This window comes from Martinezella multihospitum, assembly GCF_900094585.1.
GTDB classification, from domain to species: Bacteria; Pseudomonadota; Alphaproteobacteria; order Rhizobiales; family Rhizobiaceae; genus Rhizobium; species Rhizobium multihospitium.
The window spans coordinates 524,264-542,586 of the sequence record NZ_FMAG01000003.1 but is presented as its reverse complement, the minus strand read 5'-3'; the positions used below and the strand labels follow the sequence as shown (position 1 = coordinate 542,586).

Genomic DNA, 18,323 nt, shown 5'->3' with positions numbered 1-18,323 from the left:
CAATCTGCCCTGAATTTCGGGCAGCTTCCGTGCCGATCTGTTGCCGGCACGGAGGCATTGCGGTGGCGGAGTTGTTCGGGCGCCGCCACCGCTCACAGGCACGGCTTACTTGCGCCGCGCCATGATCTCGGTCAGGACCGCGTCGAACCGCGCGATCTCTTCTACCTTGTTATAATGCACCAGCGACACGCGGATGGCACCTGTTTCCATTGATAGCCCAAGGCGCTTCATCAGGCGCGGTGCGAACATGTGACCGTCACGCAGGCCGATGCGCTGCTTGCCCATCTCGTCGGCAAATTCCTGCGGCGTGATGCCAGGCATATTGAAGCAGATTGTGGGAACGCGCTGTTCCAGGCGGTTCTCGTCGGAGATGCCGTAGATGGTGGCGCCATGGCGCTTCAGCACCGCGATCATCTCGCGCGACAGCATCAGCTCGTATTGGCGGATCGCGCCCATGGCGGCAGCCAGCGCCTCGCGGCGGCTATGATCGCCGCTCGACAGGAATCGGCGGCCGAGGGCTTCGAGATATTTGACCGCCGCGTTCATGCCGGCGACGTTCTCGTAGGTAAAGGTGCCGACCTCGATCTTGTAGGGCGGGACATCGGGAATGAAGTCTTCCTTGAATGTGGGAAGCTTGACCAGTGCGTCGTAGCGGCCCCAGAGGAAGCCCATATGCGGCGAAAAATTCTTGTAGCCGGAGCAGACGAGATAGTCGCAGCCCCAGGCCTGCACGTCGATCAGGCCATGCGGGCCGTAATGGACGCAATCGAGGAAGGTTTCGGCGCCGGCTGCCTGAGCCAGTTTGCAAACGGCAGCGACATCGACGATCGTGCCGATCGAATGCGCCGTGACGGTGCAGGCAACGAGGCGGGTCTTGGCGTTGAGCAGCGGCTTCAGGTCTTCCACATGCAGCGTGCCGTCCTCGCGCATGCGCCACCAGACGATCTTAGCGCCGTCCGCTTCCAGCGCCATCCAGGTGGCGATGTTGGCGTCGTGATCCATGTCGGTGACGACGATCTCGTTGCGCTCGCCGAGCAGCTTGGCAATGCCGAGGCTGACAAGGCGGATGAAGGAGGTGGCGTTCTGGCCGAAGGAGATTTCCTCCGGGCAATAGGCATTGACCAGCATGGCGACGCTTTCGCGCGCCTCTTCCAGATTGCGGTCGACGCCTTGGCTATGCTGGTATTTCGCCATGCGCTGGACGTTGAAATCGATGAGGTGGTTGGCAACCGCATCGACCACCGTCTGCGGCACCTGCGCGCCGCCGGCATTGTCGAGAAAGACGAAATCGCCGGCCTTCTGGATGGCCGGAAACATGGCGCGGACGTCGTCGACCGGGAAGCTGTTATGGCCGGCGAATTGCGATGCGGAAGCGGCGGAGCTCATGGGGATCTCGCTCTGGATGTTGGGATTGAAACCTCAATTTTGATCATTTGATCACAAAATACTTTAAGGTTCAACCAAATTTCTGGATCTCTTTCGGGATGCTTAGCGGCGGCCGGAGCCGGAGCCCTTGCGCGGCTCATCCTGCGTGGCCGGGCAATAATCCTGCAGGATTTCATGGGTGCGTCTGATATCGGCGACGACACCATCGCGGGCGGCTGTGAAGTCTCCTGTCTTCAGTGCCTTGACGATGGCAACATGCTCGCCGGCTGGGTCTAGTTCGCCGCTGCGCATCAAAGGTTCGACGGAGGCGGAGAGCATGCGCATATAAGGGCCGAAGCGCAGCCACAGCGTCTCGATGAGCTGCAGCAGCACCTCGGAACCGGAGGCGCGATAGATGGTGAAGTGGAACTGCTGGTTCTTGGCCATCAGGTCGTAGACATTGGCGCCGAGGCCGATCACATGCTGCTCGCCGGCGATGCGCTCCAGCGTCGCGATGTCGGTCGGGGTGAGGTTCGGTATGCCGAGCTCGGCGGCGAGCCCTTCCACGGCGATGCGGGCGCGGCAGAGGTCGTCGAGGCGGGCGAGCGTGACGATGGGGATGCGGGCCGAGCCGTTGGCGGCGACCTCAAGCGCGTTTTCGGCGGCAAGCCTACGCAAGGCTTCGCGCACCGGCATGTTGCTGGTGCCGAAGGTTTCGGCGAGCGAGGCGATGGTCAGCGTCTGGCCGGGATCGAAATTGCCAGCCATCAGCGCATTTCGGAGCTGCTGATAGACGCTCTCCTGGATCGTCGTTCTGGAGGACACCGGTTCCAGGGCTATGCGCACGCTCGCTTCCTTTTCGCTTCGCAGGACTCGTTCATGGTAGAACGAAGGGCGGGCGAAAGGAAAGGGCCTCTCGGAGCGGCGCTCAGGCCTCTTCGGCTTCCCACTCCGGCTCATCGGTTGCGGCGGATGTTTGATCGTTTTTTGCCGGAGCCTTGCGTAAGCCGACGCCGACGCCGACGAGGGCAAGCGCGCCGCCGATCGCATGATAGGAATGCAGCTGTTCTCCCAGCAGTGCCCAAGCGAGCGCCGCAACGATGATGGGCAGGAGATTGATGAGCAGCGAGGCGCGGCCCGCGCCGAGTTTGTGGATACCGATCATCCAGCAGAAGGGGGCGATCAGCGAGGTCGGGATTGCCGCATAGAGGATCAGCGGCAGGTTTGCCGTGGTAACCGGCGAAATTTCGCCTGCCAGGAAGACCGGGATCAGCAAGAGGGTGGAAAAGCCGATCTGCCAGAAGAGCTGTTGCCACAGCGAAAGCGGCATCGCCCAGCGTCTCAGCATGACGCCATAAAGTGCATTTGCCAGGACGGCGATGATCATCAGGCCGTCGCCGATGTGAAAGCCGCCGTTCACAAGTATCATCGGATTGCCCCGCGACGTCAGATAGACAAGCCCGATCAACGAAATCGCGCCGCCGGCCAGGCTGGCGATCGTAAGCCGTTCACCTGCCAGCAGGCCCGCGAGCAAGGTCGACAGCAACGGCATCAAAGCGAGCATGACACCCATGTTGACGGCCGAGGTGGTCTTGGCTGCCTCATAGGCGAGGCTTTGGTAGATCACCATGCCGAGCGCGCCGAGGATGGCGAGTTTCAGCCAGTGCTCGCGCAGCAGCGCGCGGTTGCGCCATGCGGAGCGGCCGACGAAGGGCAGGAGCACGATGAAGGCGAGCAGCCAGCGATAAAAGGAGATGGAGCCCGGCGAAATCACGCCGGCCGATGCCTTGGTGACGACGGTGTTGCCGGACCAGATGAGCACCGTCAGCAGCGGCGCGAGTCCGGCGGCACTGATCATGGAGGCTGACGAGTTCGGCTGGCTGCTCATGTTATAGTCTCCCGAGGTCATTCGACGTCGATGGAAAGTGAAGATGGGCGAAGGTTCGCTCGTGTGAGGTTCTTCTACTCCTTGTCCGAATATTGGTATATAACGAGAATAAGACAGAAGTAGCGAAATGAGGACATGCCAGACAGACTCCCCCGCATCGAGGGCGACCCGCCGCACCCGATCTCCTTTCGGACTGAGAATTATGAGGCGGGTACGGTTTTTCCCAAGAAGAGCCAGCCTTGGGGCGAGCTCAATTATGCGCTGGTTGGTGTCTGCGAGTTCGATATCGAAGGTGCGCGTTATCTGTCGCCACCGCATTATGCCATCTGGTTGCCGCCGGATACGATGCATGGCGCCCATAACCAGCACGATCTGCGCTATGTGACCGTCTACGTTGAGCGTTCCCTCTGCGCGGATCTGCCGGACAAGCCTTCGACGCTCAGCATCAGCCCGCTATTGAAGGCGGTCCTCGCGGATTTCGCCGCGCGGGATGTCACCATTCCGGAAACGGCCGAGGATCTCAGGCTGGCGCATGTGCTGGTCGACCAGATTCGCCTGGCGCCGCGCTGCGAGAGCTATCTGCCGCTTTCCGATGATCCGTTGTTAGGTCCAGTGCTGAGTGCGTTACAGGCCGAGCCGGGCGACCGGCATTCCCTGGCGGAGTGGGCGCGCCGGATGGGGACGACCGAGCGCACGCTGTCGCGCCGCTGCCAGGACGATCTCGGCCTTTCCTTCAACGAGTGGCGGCAGCGGCTGAAGCTCGTTGCCGCTCTGGCGCTGATCGAGGCCGGCGAGCCCGTGCAGAGGATCGCCGTGCAGCTGGGCTACAGCAATGCGTCGGCCTTCATCGCCATGTTCCGCCGGCTGACCGGTACGAGCCCGACCCAGATGCGCTAGGTCTCATGGCTCGATCAAAACGATCTCCAGCTTGCGCAGTTCTTCCGGATCGGCCATCGCGTCGATGACTGTGATCATACCATCTGCATTGAGGGTGCAGCGAAGGGCGATGCGCAGCTGCCCGCCGATAACAACGATGGCACCGACTGCGCCGTTGATGACGGCCAGCCGGGCTCCTCGTGCGCGGCCCTGGAAGGTCTTGGCAACATCGGCGCGCCCGCGGATTTCTCCGGCAGATCCCATGCGGGCCGCAACCGCATCCGGGCGGAAGACGGCTTCTGGATCGAGGACGGCAAGCAGCGCCTGCAGGTCGCCGTCACGCGAGGCCGTGAAGAAGGCCTCGACGACGTGGCGCTGATGTGTGAGATCAGCATCCGTCGCCGACGGCGTATCCTGCACGCGGCGGCGGGCACGGCTTGCGAGCTGGCGCGTCGCGACCGTCGTGCGGCCGACTATCGGCGCGATATCATCGAAAGAAACGTCGAACATATCATGCAGCACAAAAGCAAGCCGTTCGGCCGGATTGAGCTTTTCGAGCACCACCAGCAGCGCAAGGCCGACGGAATCAGCCAGCAGGGCGTCCTGTTCCGGGTCGGTGCCGTTGCCTGCCTCATGCGTAACTGCCGGCTCGGGGATGCGAAAGGTCAATGGTTCCTCGCGGCGGGATTTGCGGGTCCGCAGCATGTCCAAGCAGATGCGAGCCGTTACGGTCGTCAGCCAGCCGCTCAGATTTTCGACCTCGGACGTATCGCTGCGGACGAGGCGTAGCCATGCTTCCTGGACCGCATCTTCGGCCTCGACGCGCGAGCCGAGCATGCGATAGGCGACGGCGCGCAGATGCGGCCGGTTCGCCTCGAATTTCTCCGCCTGCCACTTTTTTTCGTCCATCGGTCACATCTCCTCATCCTGTTCCGTCAAACCCATGACGAACGAAATCCGGCCGGTGTGACATCGGATCGGCAGGAAAGTGCATCGTCGGGAGATGAGCCGCAACAGGGCTCTCACAACCAGAGGAAAGAATTATGCAAGCTCGTATGAAGAATCCGGTCCTCATCCTGCCTGAAACGCTGCAGGCTCTTTTGGCTGTCAGCAATTCGATTAAGGACCGCGGCCTGTCGGAAAACATCATGGATCTCGTGCATCTGCGCGTCAGCCAGATCAATGGCTGCAGCGTCTGCACCGACATGGGCTTTCGCAAGCTGCAGAAAGATGGTGAGACAATGGAGCGTATCGTTGGCGTCTCCGCCTGGCGAGAAATGCCCTATTTCTCCGATGCCGAGCGCGCCGCTCTGGCGCTTGGGGAAGCGGTCACCCGGCTTGCCGACCGGCCGGATGCCGTCACAGATGAGATCTGGAGTGAGGCCGCAAGACACTACGACGAAAAGGCACTCTCTGCCCTCATCGTTGCAATTGCGATCGACAATGTCTGGAACCGGCTGAACTCGACAGTACGTCAGCCGGCGGGTGCTTCGTGGAATTGATGGGTTGCAAAAAAGTATCCTTCTCCCCAGCGGGGAGAAGGTGGCCTGCCTCTCAAGCTTCGCCGACCCGCGAGGTGGCCAGCAGTTTCGCCAGCCAGTCGACGAAAACGCGCACCTTGTTGCTCAGATGCCGGTTGGGCGGATAGACGATATGCATGGGCAGCGTCGGACGTGTCCAACTGGAGAGGATGGGCACGAGATCGCCTTTGGCAAGTGCATCCCGCGCCATGAAGCTTGGAACTTGAGCGATGCCGAGGCCGGTCATGGCTGCTTGCAGATAGCTGCGGCTGTCATTGACCGAGAGGATGTAGCGCGGGGTGATTTCCAGCGACTCGTTGCCGTGTTCGAACAGGAAAGGAATCGTGCGGCCGGTTTGGGCGCGAAAATAGCTGACCGCGTAGTGATTGGTCTCCAGTTCCTCCGGGCGTTCCGGGAAGCCGTGCTTTTCGATGTAAAGCGGGGCGGCGCAGGTGACGAGATGGATCTCGCCGACACGACGGGCGATCAGCGACTGGTCGCTCGGCATGCCGGCGCGCAGCGCGCAATCGACATTTTCCGCCAGATAATCCACCAACCGGTCGCCGACGCCGAGGTCGATATGGATATCCGGATAGCGCTGATGGAAGTCGCAAAGCGCCGGCATGACGATCTTCTCGGCGAAGGCGCCGGCCATTTCGACGCGCAGGCGGCCGCTCGGCAGGCTTTGCGAATTGCTGATGCTGCCGTCGAGTTCCTCGATTTCCGAAAGGATCTGAATGGCGCGCTCATAATAAAGAGCGCCGTCCGTCGTCACCATGACGCGCCGGGTCGTCCGGTTCAGAAGCTTGGCATGCAGATGAGCCTCCAGCGACTGGATGAGCGTCGTCACCGTCGCCTTCGGCATGGAGAGGGCGGCCGCGGCGCGGGTAAAGTTACCCGTCTCCACCACACGCGCGAATGCCCGCATTGCTGATAACTGGTCCATTCCATGATGTCCCTCGACCACGATGAAAAGAGGTCGATTGTTTGTAATGGTGAATAGTCTGATCGAATATAGGCTACTTATTCTCGAAGCGGAATAACAATATGTTCTTTTCAAGATTGTTGCAATGCGGCACGGGGGCGCTGAAAACCGCATTATCGAGAATATGATTGCCAAGCATGCTAGAGGGTTGCTGCATTGGATCATATTCACTCGAACAGACAGGGATTTGGGTCGATGAGTGCGCCGTGGAAAGATGTTGTGCTGGAAAACGTGCCTACGGGGCCGGTGGAAGCGCGGATCTACAACGGTGAAGGTTTGAAGAAGGCGGCACCCCTCGTGCTCTATCTGCACGGAGGCGCTTTTCTCGATACCTGCCACGCGACCGAGAGACCGGTGGCGGCAAGCCTCGCAGAGGCCGGCGCCATCGTGGTTGCAGCGGATTATACGAGTTGCAATCAGAATGCTTTTCCGAAGGTGCTGGAATGCGCCTACGGGCTTCTCGCCTACCTCAGCAACAAGCGGAACATGCTTGCGCTGGGTGGGGCGAAAAAATCGCTGCTGTTTGTCGCCGGAGAGGAATCGGGTGGCAATGTCGCGGCGGGCGTCGCTTTAAAGGCGCGCGATCAGATGCCCGGTTCGTTGGACGGACAGGTGCTGATATCGCCTTTGCTCGATCCATTCATGGGATCGAAATCTTTCCTCCAGGCGGAGGAAAGCGGCATGCGCGAGCGCTGGACGGAGGGTTGGAACCGTTACCTGGGTTTCCTGGGCGGTGTCTGTCACCCCTATGCAGCGCCTCGATACTGTTCGCGGCTTTCGGGCCTCGCGCCGGCATTGGTGCTCACGGCCGAGGACGACCCGCTCCGTGACGAGAGCATGGAATACGGCAGTCGGCTGAAAGCGGCTGGCGTCCGTGTTCGCCAGCAAGTCCTCCCCGCCGGGACAGGCTGGCCCACTCTCTATGGCGGGCAGTCGAAGGACAGGGCTTCGTGGCAGCAGGATATCTGCTGTTGTTTCAAGGGCTTTGTCGAAGACGTGCAGGCTTGATCGACTAGGGTATCCGGTCCGCAAGGGATCAATGCGGGATCGGACTGATGTCGAAGGCATGAGACCGGAGCGATGGTCACGCGAATGCGCGGTGCTTCGGCCCCCGATTTTATTGAGACGATAGGAATTTGCGGTCCCGTGTCCCAAGACGGGGCCAAAGGAGAAACCAACATGAAGTCCAACGGTAAGAGCTGGGCCCTGTGGGGCGCCGGCATGGGTGTTGCTGCGGTTGTTGCAGGCGCAGCCTTCTATCTTGAGCTGCCGCGCGGCGCTCAGGCAACCGAGGCGGCGAGCCAGGCGGCACCGCCGGCCATCCCCGTTACGGTTGCTGCCGTCGAGCCGCGCGACGTCACGTCATGGCAGGAGTTTTCCGGCCGGCTTGAAGCCATCGACCGCGTCGAGATCCGACCGCGCGTCGCTGGCGCAATCCAGTCTGTGCATTTTCGCGAAGGTGCCTTGGTCAAGCAGGGCGACCTGCTTGTCACGATCGATCCCGCGACCTATGAGGCGGCCGTCGCCCAGGCGCAGGCTCAGGTTGGAGCAGCGAAAGCCACTCTCAATCTGACCAAGGTCGAAGTCGATCGCGGCCAGAAGCTCTTCGACAACAAGACGATCTCGCAGAGCGACATGGATACGCGTGCTAGCAATTACGCTGCGGCGGAAGCCAATCTGAAGGCTGCACAAGCAACCTTGCAGACGGCGCAATTGAACCTCGACTATACGCAGGTCCGTGCCCCGATTGCCGGCCGCGTCGGCAAAATTGCTGTCACCGTCGGCAACCTCGTAGCTGCCGGCGCGTCCTCCACGGCGTTGACGACGCTGGTTTCGGTCGATCCGATCTATGCAAGCTTCAGCGCCAACGAGCAGACCGTCACCCAGGCCCTTGCCGAGCTGCCCGCAACCAACGGTGCGGTTCCGCCAGTCGAGCAGATCCCCGTGCAGATCGGTACGGCCAGCGATGACGGCACGCCGATCAAGGGCAAGCTGCAGCTGATCGACAACGAAGTCGATGCGGCAAGCGGCACCGTCAGCGTTCGCGCCGTGTTCGACAATCCCGGCGGTCGTCTCATCCCCGGCCAGTTCGTTCGGGTCCGCATGGGCCAGCCGAAGGCCGAGAGCAAGCTGGTCATCAGCGACCGCGCAGTCGGCACCGACCAGGACAAGAAGTTCGTCTTCGTGGTTGATGGCGACAACAAGGTCAATTACCGGCAGGTCCAACTCGGTTCGCTGGTCGACGGCCAGCGGGTGATCGAGGACGGCCTGAAAGTCGGCGAAAAGGTCGTTGTCAACGGGCTGCAGCGGATTCGCCCAGGCGCCGTGGTCGATCCGAAGCCGGAAGACAAGGTTGCCGCCAAGTAATTTAATCGACCGGAAGGCTTAGCTTCCGGTCGTCGTTCCAATGTTTCGATTTTGCAATGCTCGTGGCGCCTCCTGGGCCGCGGGCGCGGACTTCGTGTCCCGTGTTCACTCGTAGAGAGGGTTCTGCCATGAACATCTCAAGATTTTTCGTCGACCGTCCGGTCTTTGCCGGCGTGCTGTCGGTCCTCATCGTGGTCGCCGGCCTGATCGGCCTCAGGGCGCTGCCGATCTCCGAATATCCGGAGGTCGTGCCGCCGTCGATCGTCGTGCGCGCCACCTATCCCGGCGCCAACCCGACCGTCATCGCCGAAACGGTGGCGACGCCGCTCGAAGAGCAGATCAACGGCGTCGAGGGCATGCTCTACATGTCCAGCCAGGCGACGTCCGACGGCGTTCTCAACGTGACGGTAACCTTCAAGCTCGGCACCGATCCGGACAAGGCGCAGCAGCTCGTACAGAACCGCGTTTCGCAGGCCGAGCCGCGCCTGCCCACGGAGGTCCGCGCCCTCGGCATCACGACCGTCAAGAGCTCGCCCGACTTCATCATGGTCGTCAACCTCGTCTCGGACGGGGCCGACCACGACATCACCTATCTGCGAAACTACGCAACCCTGAACGTCAAGGATCGGCTCGCCCGCATCGAAGGCGTCGGGCAGGTGCAGGTCTTCGGCGCCGGCGACTATTCCATGCGCGTCTGGATCGATCCGCAGAAGGCGGCCGAGCATAATCTTGCCGCCAGCGACATCAGCAATGCGATCAGCTCGCAGAACGTCCAGGCTGCGGCCGGCATCATCGGTGCCTCGCCCAGCCGGCCGGGCGTGGACATGCAGCTCAACGTCAATGCCCAGGGCCGCCTGCGCTCACCCGAGGAGTTCGGCAACATTATCGTCAAGACGGGCGCCAACGGCGAGATCACCCGACTTCGCGACGTCGCTCGCGTCGAGCTGGGTGCGGAAGACTATACGCTGCGTTCGCTGCTCGACGGCAAGCCGGCCGTCGCCGTCGCCGTTCTCCAGGCGCCTGGTTCGAACGCGATCGAGATCGCGAACAATGTGCGCTCGACCATGAACGAACTGCAGCAGGCCATGCCGGCGGGCGTCAAGTACGATATCGTCTACGATACGACGAAATTCGTCCGCGCCTCGATCGAGAAGGTGATCGACACGCTGCTCGAAGCCATCGCGCTGGTCGTTCTCGTCGTCATCCTATTCCTGCAGACATGGCGCGCCTCGATCATCCCGCTGATCGCCGTTCCGGTGTCGATCATCGGCACCTTTGCGGTGATGTATGTCTTCGGCTTCTCGATCAATGCGCTCAGCCTGTTCGGCCTGGTGCTGGCGATCGGTATCGTCGTGGACGACGCGATCGTGGTGGTCGAGAACGTCGAACGCAATATCGAGAACGGGCTCAGTCCGCGCGACGCCACCTACAAGGCCATGAAGGAAGTCTCCGGTCCGATCATTGCGATCGCGCTGGTCCTCGTCGCGGTCTTCGTGCCGCTCGCCTTCATCTCCGGCCTGTCCGGTCAGTTCTACCGCCAATTCGCGCTGACGATCGCCATCTCGACCGTCATCTCGGCCTTCAACTCGCTCACCCTGTCTCCGGCACTGGCATCCCTGCTCCTGAAGGGGCATCATGCGCCGAAGGATCGGTTGACGCGGGTCATGGACGCGATCTTCGGCTGGTTCTTCCGTGGTTTCAACCGGGCGTTCGGCGCCGGTTCGAAATACTACGGCAAGGGCGTCGGCGGCCTGCTGTCGCGCAAGAGCATCGTCATGGTGATCTATCTCGCGCTGGTGGGAGCGACCTATAGCCTATTCACGACGGTTCCAGGCGGCTTCGTTCCGTCGCAGGACAAGCAGTATCTGATCGGCTTCGCACAGTTGCCGGATGCCGCAAGCCTCGACCGCACGGAAGACGTGATTAAGCGCATGACGGACATCGCGTTGAAGCAGCCGGGCGTCGCCAATGCGATTGCCTTCCCGGGCCTGTCGATTAACGGCTTCACCAATTCCTCGAATGCCGGCATCGTTTTCGTCACGCTGAAGGACTTCGATGAGCGCAAGACACCCGACCTTTCGGGCGGGGCGATCGCCATGGCGCTGAACCACAAGTTCGGCGCCATCCAGGATGCCTTCATCGCCATGTTCCCGCCGCCGCCAGTCAACGGTCTCGGCACGACAGGCGGCTTCAAGCTGCAGATCGAGGATCGCGCCGGCCTCGGCAACCAGGCGCTCGACCAGGCGGCCAAGGCAGTGATCGCCAAGGCCTACCAGACACCGGGACTTGCCGGCATCTTCTCAAGCTTCCAGATCAACGTGCCGCAGCTTTTCGCCGATCTCGACCGGGCCAAGGCCGAGCAACTCGGGGTCTCCGTCACCGACGTCTTCCAGACGCTGCAGATCTATCTCGGTTCGCTCTATGTGAACGACTTCAACGCCTTCGGCCGCACCTATAGCGTCCGCGTACAGGCCGATGCCAAGTTCCGCGCCCAGCCGGAGGATATCGGCCAGTTGAAGGTTCGTTCGGCATCGGGCCAGATGATCCCGCTTTCAGCTTTGCTGAAGGTCGATGCCACCACCGGCCCGGAGCGTACGAACCGCTATAACGGCTTCCTTGCGGCCGACATCAATGGCGGCCCGGCGCCCGGCTTCTCGTCGGGTCAGGCGCAAGCGGCGATCGAGAAGATTCTGCATGAGACGTTGCCGGCCGGCATAGACTTCGAGTGGACGGATTTGACCTACCAGCAGATTCTGGCCGGCAATTCCAGCGTCGTCGTCTTCCCGCTGGCGCTGCTGCTGGTCTTCCTCGTGCTGGCCGCCCAATACGAGAGCCTGACCTTGCCGCTCGCCATCGTCATGATCGTGCCAATGGGTGTATTGGCGGCGCTGACCGGCGTCTGGCTCACGGGTGGAGACAACAACATCTTCACCCAGATCGGCCTGGTGGTGTTGGTGGGCTTGTCGGCGAAGAACGCGATCCTGATCGTGGAATTTGCCCGCGAGCTGGAATTCGAAGGCCGCACACCGGTTCAGGCCGCGATAGAGGCCAGCCGCCTGCGTCTGCGTCCGATCCTGATGACTTCCATGGCCTTCATCATGGGTGTCGTGCCGCTGGTCACCTCGACCGGCGCCGGTGCCGAGATGCGCGCCGCCATGGGTATTGCGGTGTTCTCGGGCATGATCGGCGTCACCTTCTTCGGCATCTTCATGACGCCGGTGTTCTACGTGCTGATCCGCAGCCTGACGGGCAACCGTCCGCTGAAGCAGCACCCGCACAACGACAACGAACATTCGGCGGAGGTACTCCCGATCGCCGCCGAATAGGGGCCATGCCGAACCGACCTCCAGTCATCGACAGGCCAGGGGCGGGACCGTAAGGTCCCGCCTTTTCTTTATCTACGGTCTATTCCGAATTCAGCTTCGAAGATTTTTCGGCCAGGTCACCGATTTTCTTTGCATGCTGGCACCATAGGTTTATCAAGCTCTTGGATGATTTGATTGACGTACATCGGGCATGAGGAGTGGCCCGTTGGCGCTAGGACCTAAAGGGCGATAGCATATAGCCTCGGGGTTGGTGCGTTGTATTCGGAGGATAGTCCATGAGCGGCAGGAAGATCGCTTTTCTCGGCACGGGATTGATGGGTGCGCCGATGGCGCGGCGTCTGCTGGCCGCCGGGTTTGCCGTGACCGTCTGGAATCGCGATCGTAGCAAGGCGGAACCTCTGGCTGCCGATGGCGCAACCGTCGCGGATACGGCGGTGGAGGCGGCGCGGGGAGCCGCGGTGCTTTTCACCATGCTGACGAATGGCGGGGCTGTCGGCGAAGTCCTTTTCGGCAGCGGCGTGGCCGATGTATTGGAGACTGGAGCGATCGTTATCGACAACAGCTCGATATCGCCGGCTATTGCCCGCGAGCATGCCTTCAAGCTCGCCGAGCGCGGCATCCGGCACATCGATGCGCCGGTCTCCGGTGGCGTGGTCGGGGCGGCTGCAGGAACGCTCGCGATCATGGCTGGCGGCGAGGCCAGCGTCATCGACAACGTCCGTGATATTATGGCGCCTCTCGGGCGCGTAACCCGTGTTGGTCCGAGCGGGACCGGCCAGCTCGCAAAGCTCGGCAATCAGCAGATCGTTGCCGTAACCATCGGGGCCGTCGCGGAAGCGATGCTGCTGGTCGAAGCAGGCGGCGGTTCGCGCGAGGCGTTTCGCGACGCTATTCGCGGCGGCTTTGCCGAAAGCCGAATTCTGGAGCTGCATGGCCAGCGCATGATCGAGCGCAACTTCGAGCCTGGCGGCACTGCCCGCAACCAGCTGAAGGACCTCGATACGGTGCTGGCGGCGGCGCAGAATCTGTCGCTTCATCTGCCGCTGACCGAAGTCGTGCGAGCCGAGTTTGCCGAATTCGTCGAAAATGGCGGCGGCGAGCAGGATCACAGCGGCCTGCTGCAGCATCTGGAAGAAAAGAATGCCCAGGGAAAGGCGTGAGGAAGAGATGAGCGATAAGGGTGCATCCAAGCGTCGTTTGCGTTCGCAGGACTGGTTCGACAATCCGGATCATATCGATATGACGGCGCTCTATCTCGAGCGCTTCATGAACTATGGCATCACGCCTGAGGAGTTGCGCTCCGGCAAGCCGATCATCGGTATCGCCCAGAGCGGCAGCGATCTCACGCCCTGCAATCGCCATCACCTCGATCTCGCCAAGCGCGTGCGCGACGGCATTCGCGATGCCGGCGGTATTCCGATCGAGTTCCCGACCCATCCGATCTTCGAAAACTGCAAGCGGCCGACGGCGGCACTCGACCGCAATCTCGCCTATCTCGGCCTGGTGGAAGTGCTCTACGGCTATCCGCTCGACGGCGTCGTCCTGACGACCGGCTGCGACAAGACCACGCCGTCTGCACTGATGGCGGCTTCGACCGTCAATATTCCGGCCATCGTTCTCTCCGGCGGCCCGATGCTTGATGGCTGGCATGAGGGTGAGCTTGCCGGCTCCGGCACGGTGATCTGGCGCTCGCGCCGCAAATTGGCGGCAGGCGAGATCGACGAGGAAGAGTTCATGGAGGCTTCGCTCGCCTCTGCCCCATCGATCGGCCATTGCAACACCATGGGAACGGCCTCGACCATGAACGCCATGGCGGAAGCGCTGGGCATGTCGCTGACCGGCTGCGCCGCCATTCCCGGCGCCTATCGCGAACGCGGGCAGATGGCCTATCGCACCGGACGGCGCGCGGTCGAACTGGTCCTTGCCGATATCAAGCCTTCGGACGTGTTGACGCGTGAGGCCTTCCTCAATGCGATCAGGGTCAATTCCGCCATCGGCGGTTCGACCAATGCGCAACCGCATCTGGCGGCCATGGCCAAGCACGCCGGCGTCGAACTTTATCCAGACGACTGGCAAGTGCATGGCTTCGATATTCCGCTGCTCGCCAATGTGCAGCCGGCGGGTGCCTATCTCGGCGAACGCTTCCATCGTGCCGGCGGCGTTCCGGCCATCATGTGGGAACTGCTGCAGGCCGGAAAGCTGGATGGAAGCTGTCCGACGGTCACGGGCCGGACGATGGCGGAAAACCTGAAGGGGAGGGAGGCGACCGATCGCGAGGTCATCCGTCCCTTCGCGGAGCCGCTGAAGGAGCGCGCCGGCTTCCTGGTGCTCAAGGGCAATCTGTTCGATTTCGCCATCATGAAGATGAGCGTCGTCTCCGAGGAGTTCCAGAGCCGCTATTTGCAGGAGCCGGGCCACGAAGGTGTGTTCGAGGGCAGGGTAGTCGTCTTCGACGGGTCAGAGGATTATCACAAGCGCATCAACGATCCCGATCTCGACATCGACGAAAAGACCATTCTCGCCATCCGCGGCGCCGGGCCGATCGGCTGGCCGGGATCGGCCGAAGTCGTCAACATGCAGCCGCCGGATCATCTTCTTAAAAAGGGTATCAAGAGCTTGCCGACGATCGGCGATGGGCGCCAATCTGGCACGGCCGACAGCCCCTCCATTTTGAATGCCTCGCCGGAAAGTGCGGCCGGTGGCGGGCTTGCCTGGCTCAGGACCGGGGACATCATCCGCATCGATTTCAATCAGGGGCGCTGCGACATGCTGGTGGACGAGGCGGAGATCGCGCGTCGCAAGGGCGACGGCATTCCGGCGGTGCCGCCAGATGCGACGCCGTGGCAGCGCATCTATCGTCGTTCGGTCACGCAACTTTCAGACGGAGCCGTGCTGGATGGCGCCGCCGATTTCCGCGACATCGCGGCCAATCCGCCGCGGCACAACCATTGACAGGCGCCGGCCGCTGGCAAGGATTGCAGCGTTGCTGTTAATTTGGGTAGCTTGCGCAGCCATTAAAGTTCGCGAAAGGGAGTAGTGCAACTATAATTGGCTGCGGTTAGTTAGTCTCTTCAGTTTCCGAAGGGGGTGGTGCTCTTTGGCAGAGACGACATCAGGACGAAGCGAAGAAGAGTTCCAAGACCTTTTAAGGAGGCTGGAGCTGGCGCTGGAGGCGTCTCAAATCGGTGTCTGGCAGCACAATGTCAACGAGCAGGAATTGCTCTGGGACTCGCAGATGCACAAGCTCTACGGGACCGGGCTCCATGAGCACAGGGTTTCCTCCGACGTCTGGATGAACGCGCTGCATCCCGAGGATATCGAAGGGGCCGTCCACGACTTCGATGTCGCGCTGGCCAGGAAGGGTTTCTATAATTCCCAGTTCCGCATCATCCTGCCCGGAGGCGAGGTGCGTCATCTGCGTTCGCGCGCGCATTATTATGAGGATGCCGACGGGGCGCCTTCCTTCATCGGCGCGGAATGGGACGTCACCGCTGATGTTTTGCTCAACCGCGAGCTGAGCGGCCAAAAAGCCATCGCCGAAGCGCGTGCCGTTGCATTGGAGCACAGCCGCGCGCGAATAGAACATGCCGCCGATCACGATTATCTCACGGGTCTTCCGAACCGCCGCTATTTCGACCGGCGTCTCGCCGAGTTGCGCAACGATGGGTCTATCGGAACCCTGGCGATCCTCCATATCGATCTCGATGGGTTCAAGGAGATCAACGACAAATGGGGTCATGCGGCCGGTGATGCCACATTGCAAAGCGCTGCTGCCCGCATTTCCGGAGCGATAACCGCTAACGACATCGTCGCCCGCATCGGCGGCGACGAGTTCGTGGCCGTGCTGGTCAATATCGGCAGTGTCGAGAGGCTTCAGGCGATCGCCGACGATATTCTATCGAGATTGCGCCGCGAAGTGCGTTTCGGCAACGAGATGCTGAAGATCGGCGCGTCCATCGGCGTGGCGATGGGCCAGACGAGCGGCGCAGGCAATCTCTTGGCAGAATCCGATGTCGCTCTTTTTCAGGCCAAGAAACTCGGCCGCAACCGGGTGGAGTTCTTCACGCCGCAGCTCCAGTCCGATCTGCATGCAGAACGCCGCCTGGCCGACGAGTTGCGATTGGCGCCGGTGCTGCGGCAGATCGAGCCTTTCTATCAGATCCAAGTGGACGCGCAGAGCCGCCGCATCGTCGGCCTGGAGGCGCTGGCACGCTGGCGGCATCCGGGAAGAGGATTGCTGAGCCCCGTGGCCTTCCTCAAGGTTGCCGATGAATATGGATTTACCGCAGAGATCGATGCGGCCGTGCTGAAGCGCGCGCTGGCAGATCGGGCAGCCTGGGTTTCGCAGGGTCTTTCACCGCCGCGTATCGCTGTCAATATCTCCGGTCGCAGGCTTGCGGATCCCGACCTGATCGATGGATTGAGGGCGCTCAGAATACCGCGCCACGCCATCGCCTTCGAGCTGGTGGAGACTATTTTCCTGGATGAGCCCGACGAGGCAGTGCTTGCCAATATTGCCGGCATCAAGGAGATGGGAATTGATATCGAGATCGACGATTTCGGCTCAGGTCATGCCTCGCTGATCGGCCTCGTCAAGCTGAAACCGAAGCGGTTGAAGATAGATCGCCAGTTGGTGACTGCCGTTACGGTTTCCGAGGAGCAGCGTCGTCTTGTCGGCTCTATCATCGAAATCGCACGCACATTGAATGTCGAGGTGGTCGCCGAAGGGGTCGAGACCGAGGATCACGCGCTCGTTCTGGCCGAGGTCGGCTGCGATGAGCTTCAGGGTTATGCCATCGGCTATCCTTCTTCCGAAAGCGAGACCGCAGCTTTGCTGAAGTCAGCCCAAGCGTCGAGCCCGGGGCGGTCTTCAGCCAGTGTTGTCGCGCATGCTACTGAATCTGCAGGGCGAGGATCAGACCATAGCTGATGGCGCCCAGCGTCAACAGCGATAGTGTCGCTGCGGCGATCACCCGGCCGCCGGCATGGGCGACGGAGCGGATGTTGACCGACAGGCCGAGCGCCGCCATGGCGATGACGGTCAAAATGCCGGAAACGGTTTCCATCGGTGCCACCAGCGCATCCGGGATCAGTCCGAAGGAGCGCAGCGCCATCAACCCCAGGAAGCCGCAGATGAACCAGGGAACCAGAGAATGGTGATGGCCGCTGCGTTCATCGCTGCCTGAGGCTTCAGCCTTGGTGAGGATGCCGAGCAGGAAGATGACCGGACCCAGCATCAGGACGCGGACGAGCTTGACGAGCGTGCCGGTCTGGACGGCGAGCAGGCCGACGGGGGCGGTCGCCGCCAAAACTTGCGGCACGGCATAAACCGTCAGTCCGGCAAGGGTCCCGTATTGCGGTACACTCATGCCGAAGTGGAAATAGAAAAGCGGCAGCAGGAACACGGCGGCAATGCCGAGGACGGCGGTGAAGGCAAGCGCTGCGGCGATCTCCTGCGAGTCGGCCTCGATCACGGGCGCGACGGCCACGATCGCTGAATTGCCGCATATCGAGTTGCCGCAGGCGATCAATGTCGCGAGCTTCGGCGGCAGGCCGAGTGCCCGGCCGATGAGATAGGTGGCGGCGATCGACAGCACGACGACGATGGCAATACCGGCGATCAGCCAGACGCCGGCGCCGCTGATCGCCGAAAGGCTGATGGACGCGCCGAGAAGGACGATGGCGATTTCCAGAAGGAACTTGGCGCTGAAATCGATGCCGGGCTTCATGACTGGCTTCAGTGGCTTGATCGTGCACACAGCGATGCCGAGCGCGATGGCAAGCACCAGGCTTTCAATCCACCGGCCGCCGAGAAGGTCCACTTCAACATGCTCCGCCGCATAGGCCAGAAGGGCGACGGCCGCAGTGAGTGCGAGGCCGGGAAGGATGGTGTTTGCGCGTTGAGCAATGGACATGGCGTGCCGTCATTCGTTTGTTATGCTTTGGTGACGGCTGGAAAGTCTCATCTGTCGATGTCGACATCCATCGAATATTAT

General features: G+C 61.6%; 14 protein-coding genes. 8 read left to right on the top strand and 6 right to left on the bottom strand.

Going from position 1 to position 18,323, the window contains the following annotated elements; translation table 11 throughout:
* Positions 1–105: 105 nt before the first annotated feature.
* From GA0061103_RS14235 to GA0061103_RS14225, 3 genes are all read right to left on the bottom strand, one after another.
* A complete protein-coding gene (locus tag GA0061103_RS14235; RefSeq protein ID WP_092712142.1) occupies positions 106–1,386 on the bottom strand; it encodes a cysteine desulfurase-like protein in 1,281 nt (426 codons plus the stop codon).
* A 102-nt stretch (positions 1,387–1,488) separates the two neighbouring features.
* Complete coding sequence (locus GA0061103_RS14230; protein WP_092712140.1) at positions 1,489–2,211, bottom strand: GntR family transcriptional regulator; 723 nt, start codon at positions 2,209–2,211, stop codon at positions 1,489–1,491.
* 82 nt (positions 2,212–2,293) lie between these two features.
* Positions 2,294–3,253 carry a DMT family transporter gene (locus tag GA0061103_RS14225; RefSeq protein WP_092712138.1) on the bottom strand — a complete coding sequence of 320 codons (960 nt, stop codon included), beginning with the start codon at positions 3,251–3,253 and terminating at the stop codon, positions 2,294–2,296.
* Positions 3,254–3,388: 135 nt separating this feature from the next.
* On the opposite strand from GA0061103_RS14225, the gene GA0061103_RS14220 reads away from it, so the two are divergent.
* On the top strand, positions 3,389–4,150 hold the full coding sequence (locus GA0061103_RS14220; RefSeq protein ID WP_092712136.1) for an AraC family transcriptional regulator: 762 nt from the start codon (positions 3,389–3,391) through the stop codon (positions 4,148–4,150).
* 3 nt (positions 4,151–4,153) lie between these two features.
* Here the strand turns inward: GA0061103_RS14220 and GA0061103_RS14215 are convergent, their stop codons facing one another.
* Positions 4,154–5,038, bottom strand: a complete 885-nt coding sequence (locus tag GA0061103_RS14215; RefSeq protein ID WP_092712134.1) for a sigma-70 family RNA polymerase sigma factor — start codon at positions 5,036–5,038, stop codon at positions 4,154–4,156.
* A gap of 134 nt (positions 5,039–5,172) precedes the next feature.
* On the opposite strand from GA0061103_RS14215, the gene GA0061103_RS14210 reads away from it, so the two are divergent.
* The gene (locus tag GA0061103_RS14210; RefSeq protein ID WP_092712132.1) at positions 5,173–5,631 is read left to right on the top strand and encodes a carboxymuconolactone decarboxylase family protein; all 459 of its coding nucleotides are present in this window, start codon (positions 5,173–5,175) and stop codon (positions 5,629–5,631) included.
* 52 nt (positions 5,632–5,683) lie between these two features.
* On the opposite strand, the gene GA0061103_RS14205 is transcribed toward GA0061103_RS14210, so the two are convergent.
* The gene (locus tag GA0061103_RS14205; RefSeq protein WP_092712130.1) at positions 5,684–6,595 is read right to left on the bottom strand and encodes a LysR family transcriptional regulator; all 912 of its coding nucleotides are present in this window, start codon (positions 6,593–6,595) and stop codon (positions 5,684–5,686) included.
* 234 nt (positions 6,596–6,829) lie between these two features.
* On the opposite strand from GA0061103_RS14205, the gene GA0061103_RS14200 reads away from it, so the two are divergent.
* The 6 genes from GA0061103_RS14200 (at position 6,830) to GA0061103_RS14175 (ending at position 17,257) form a co-directional block, all read left to right on the top strand.
* Positions 6,830–7,642 carry an alpha/beta hydrolase fold domain-containing protein gene (locus tag GA0061103_RS14200; RefSeq protein ID WP_092712128.1) on the top strand — a complete coding sequence of 271 codons (813 nt, stop codon included), beginning with the start codon at positions 6,830–6,832 and terminating at the stop codon, positions 7,640–7,642.
* A 171-nt stretch (positions 7,643–7,813) separates the two neighbouring features.
* Positions 7,814–9,001, top strand: a complete 1,188-nt coding sequence (locus GA0061103_RS14195; RefSeq protein ID WP_092712126.1) for an efflux RND transporter periplasmic adaptor subunit — start codon at positions 7,814–7,816, stop codon at positions 8,999–9,001.
* A 128-nt stretch (positions 9,002–9,129) separates the two neighbouring features.
* Positions 9,130–12,327, top strand: a complete 3,198-nt coding sequence (locus GA0061103_RS14190; RefSeq protein WP_092712124.1) for an efflux RND transporter permease subunit — start codon at positions 9,130–9,132, stop codon at positions 12,325–12,327.
* Positions 12,328–12,602: 275 nt separating this feature from the next.
* Positions 12,603–13,487, top strand: coding sequence for an NAD(P)-dependent oxidoreductase (locus tag GA0061103_RS14185; RefSeq protein WP_092712122.1), 885 nt, complete (start codon positions 12,603–12,605; stop codon positions 13,485–13,487).
* A 7-nt stretch (positions 13,488–13,494) separates the two neighbouring features.
* Positions 13,495–15,279: an IlvD/Edd family dehydratase gene (locus GA0061103_RS14180; protein ID WP_092712803.1), complete on the top strand. Its 1,785-nt coding sequence runs from the start codon at positions 13,495–13,497 to the stop codon at positions 15,277–15,279.
* 145 nt (positions 15,280–15,424) lie between these two features.
* On the top strand, positions 15,425–17,257 hold the full coding sequence (locus GA0061103_RS14175; RefSeq protein ID WP_092712121.1) for a bifunctional diguanylate cyclase/phosphodiesterase: 1,833 nt from the start codon (positions 15,425–15,427) through the stop codon (positions 17,255–17,257).
* Here the strand turns inward: GA0061103_RS14175 and GA0061103_RS14170 are convergent.
* The gene (locus GA0061103_RS14170; protein ID WP_092712119.1) at positions 17,220–18,242 is read right to left on the bottom strand and encodes a YeiH family protein; all 1,023 of its coding nucleotides are present in this window, start codon (positions 18,240–18,242) and stop codon (positions 17,220–17,222) included. The two genes, GA0061103_RS14175 and GA0061103_RS14170, sit on opposite strands and share 38 nt — an antisense overlap.
* Positions 18,243–18,323 lie beyond the last annotated feature (81 nt).

What these genes read in the sequence shown, in the direction of transcription:
- GA0061103_RS14210 (WP_092712132.1), top strand. Translation starts at nt 5,173, where the DNA reads ATGCAAGCTCGTATGAAGAATCCGGTCCTCATCCTGCCTGAAACGCTG.
- GA0061103_RS14200 (WP_092712128.1), top strand. Translation starts at nt 6,830, where the DNA reads ATGAGTGCGCCGTGGAAAGATGTTGTGCTGGAAAACGTGCCTACGGGG.
- GA0061103_RS14225 (WP_092712138.1), bottom strand. Translation starts at nt 3,253, where the DNA reads ATGAGCAGCCAGCCGAACTCGTCAGCCTCCATGATCAGTGCCGCCGGA.
- GA0061103_RS14215 (WP_092712134.1), bottom strand. Translation starts at nt 5,038, where the DNA reads ATGGACGAAAAAAAGTGGCAGGCGGAGAAATTCGAGGCGAACCGGCCG.
- GA0061103_RS14205 (WP_092712130.1), bottom strand. Translation starts at nt 6,595, where the DNA reads ATGGACCAGTTATCAGCAATGCGGGCATTCGCGCGTGTGGTGGAGACG.
- GA0061103_RS14180 (WP_092712803.1), top strand. Translation starts at nt 13,495, where the DNA reads ATGAGCGATAAGGGTGCATCCAAGCGTCGTTTGCGTTCGCAGGACTGG.
- GA0061103_RS14170 (WP_092712119.1), bottom strand. Translation starts at nt 18,242, where the DNA reads ATGTCCATTGCTCAACGCGCAAACACCATCCTTCCCGGCCTCGCACTC.
- GA0061103_RS14195 (WP_092712126.1), top strand. Translation starts at nt 7,814, where the DNA reads ATGAAGTCCAACGGTAAGAGCTGGGCCCTGTGGGGCGCCGGCATGGGT.
- GA0061103_RS14220 (WP_092712136.1), top strand. Translation starts at nt 3,389, where the DNA reads ATGCCAGACAGACTCCCCCGCATCGAGGGCGACCCGCCGCACCCGATC.
- GA0061103_RS14185 (WP_092712122.1), top strand. Translation starts at nt 12,603, where the DNA reads ATGAGCGGCAGGAAGATCGCTTTTCTCGGCACGGGATTGATGGGTGCG.
- GA0061103_RS14190 (WP_092712124.1), top strand. Translation starts at nt 9,130, where the DNA reads ATGAACATCTCAAGATTTTTCGTCGACCGTCCGGTCTTTGCCGGCGTG.
- GA0061103_RS14235 (WP_092712142.1), bottom strand. Translation starts at nt 1,386, where the DNA reads ATGAGCTCCGCCGCTTCCGCATCGCAATTCGCCGGCCATAACAGCTTC.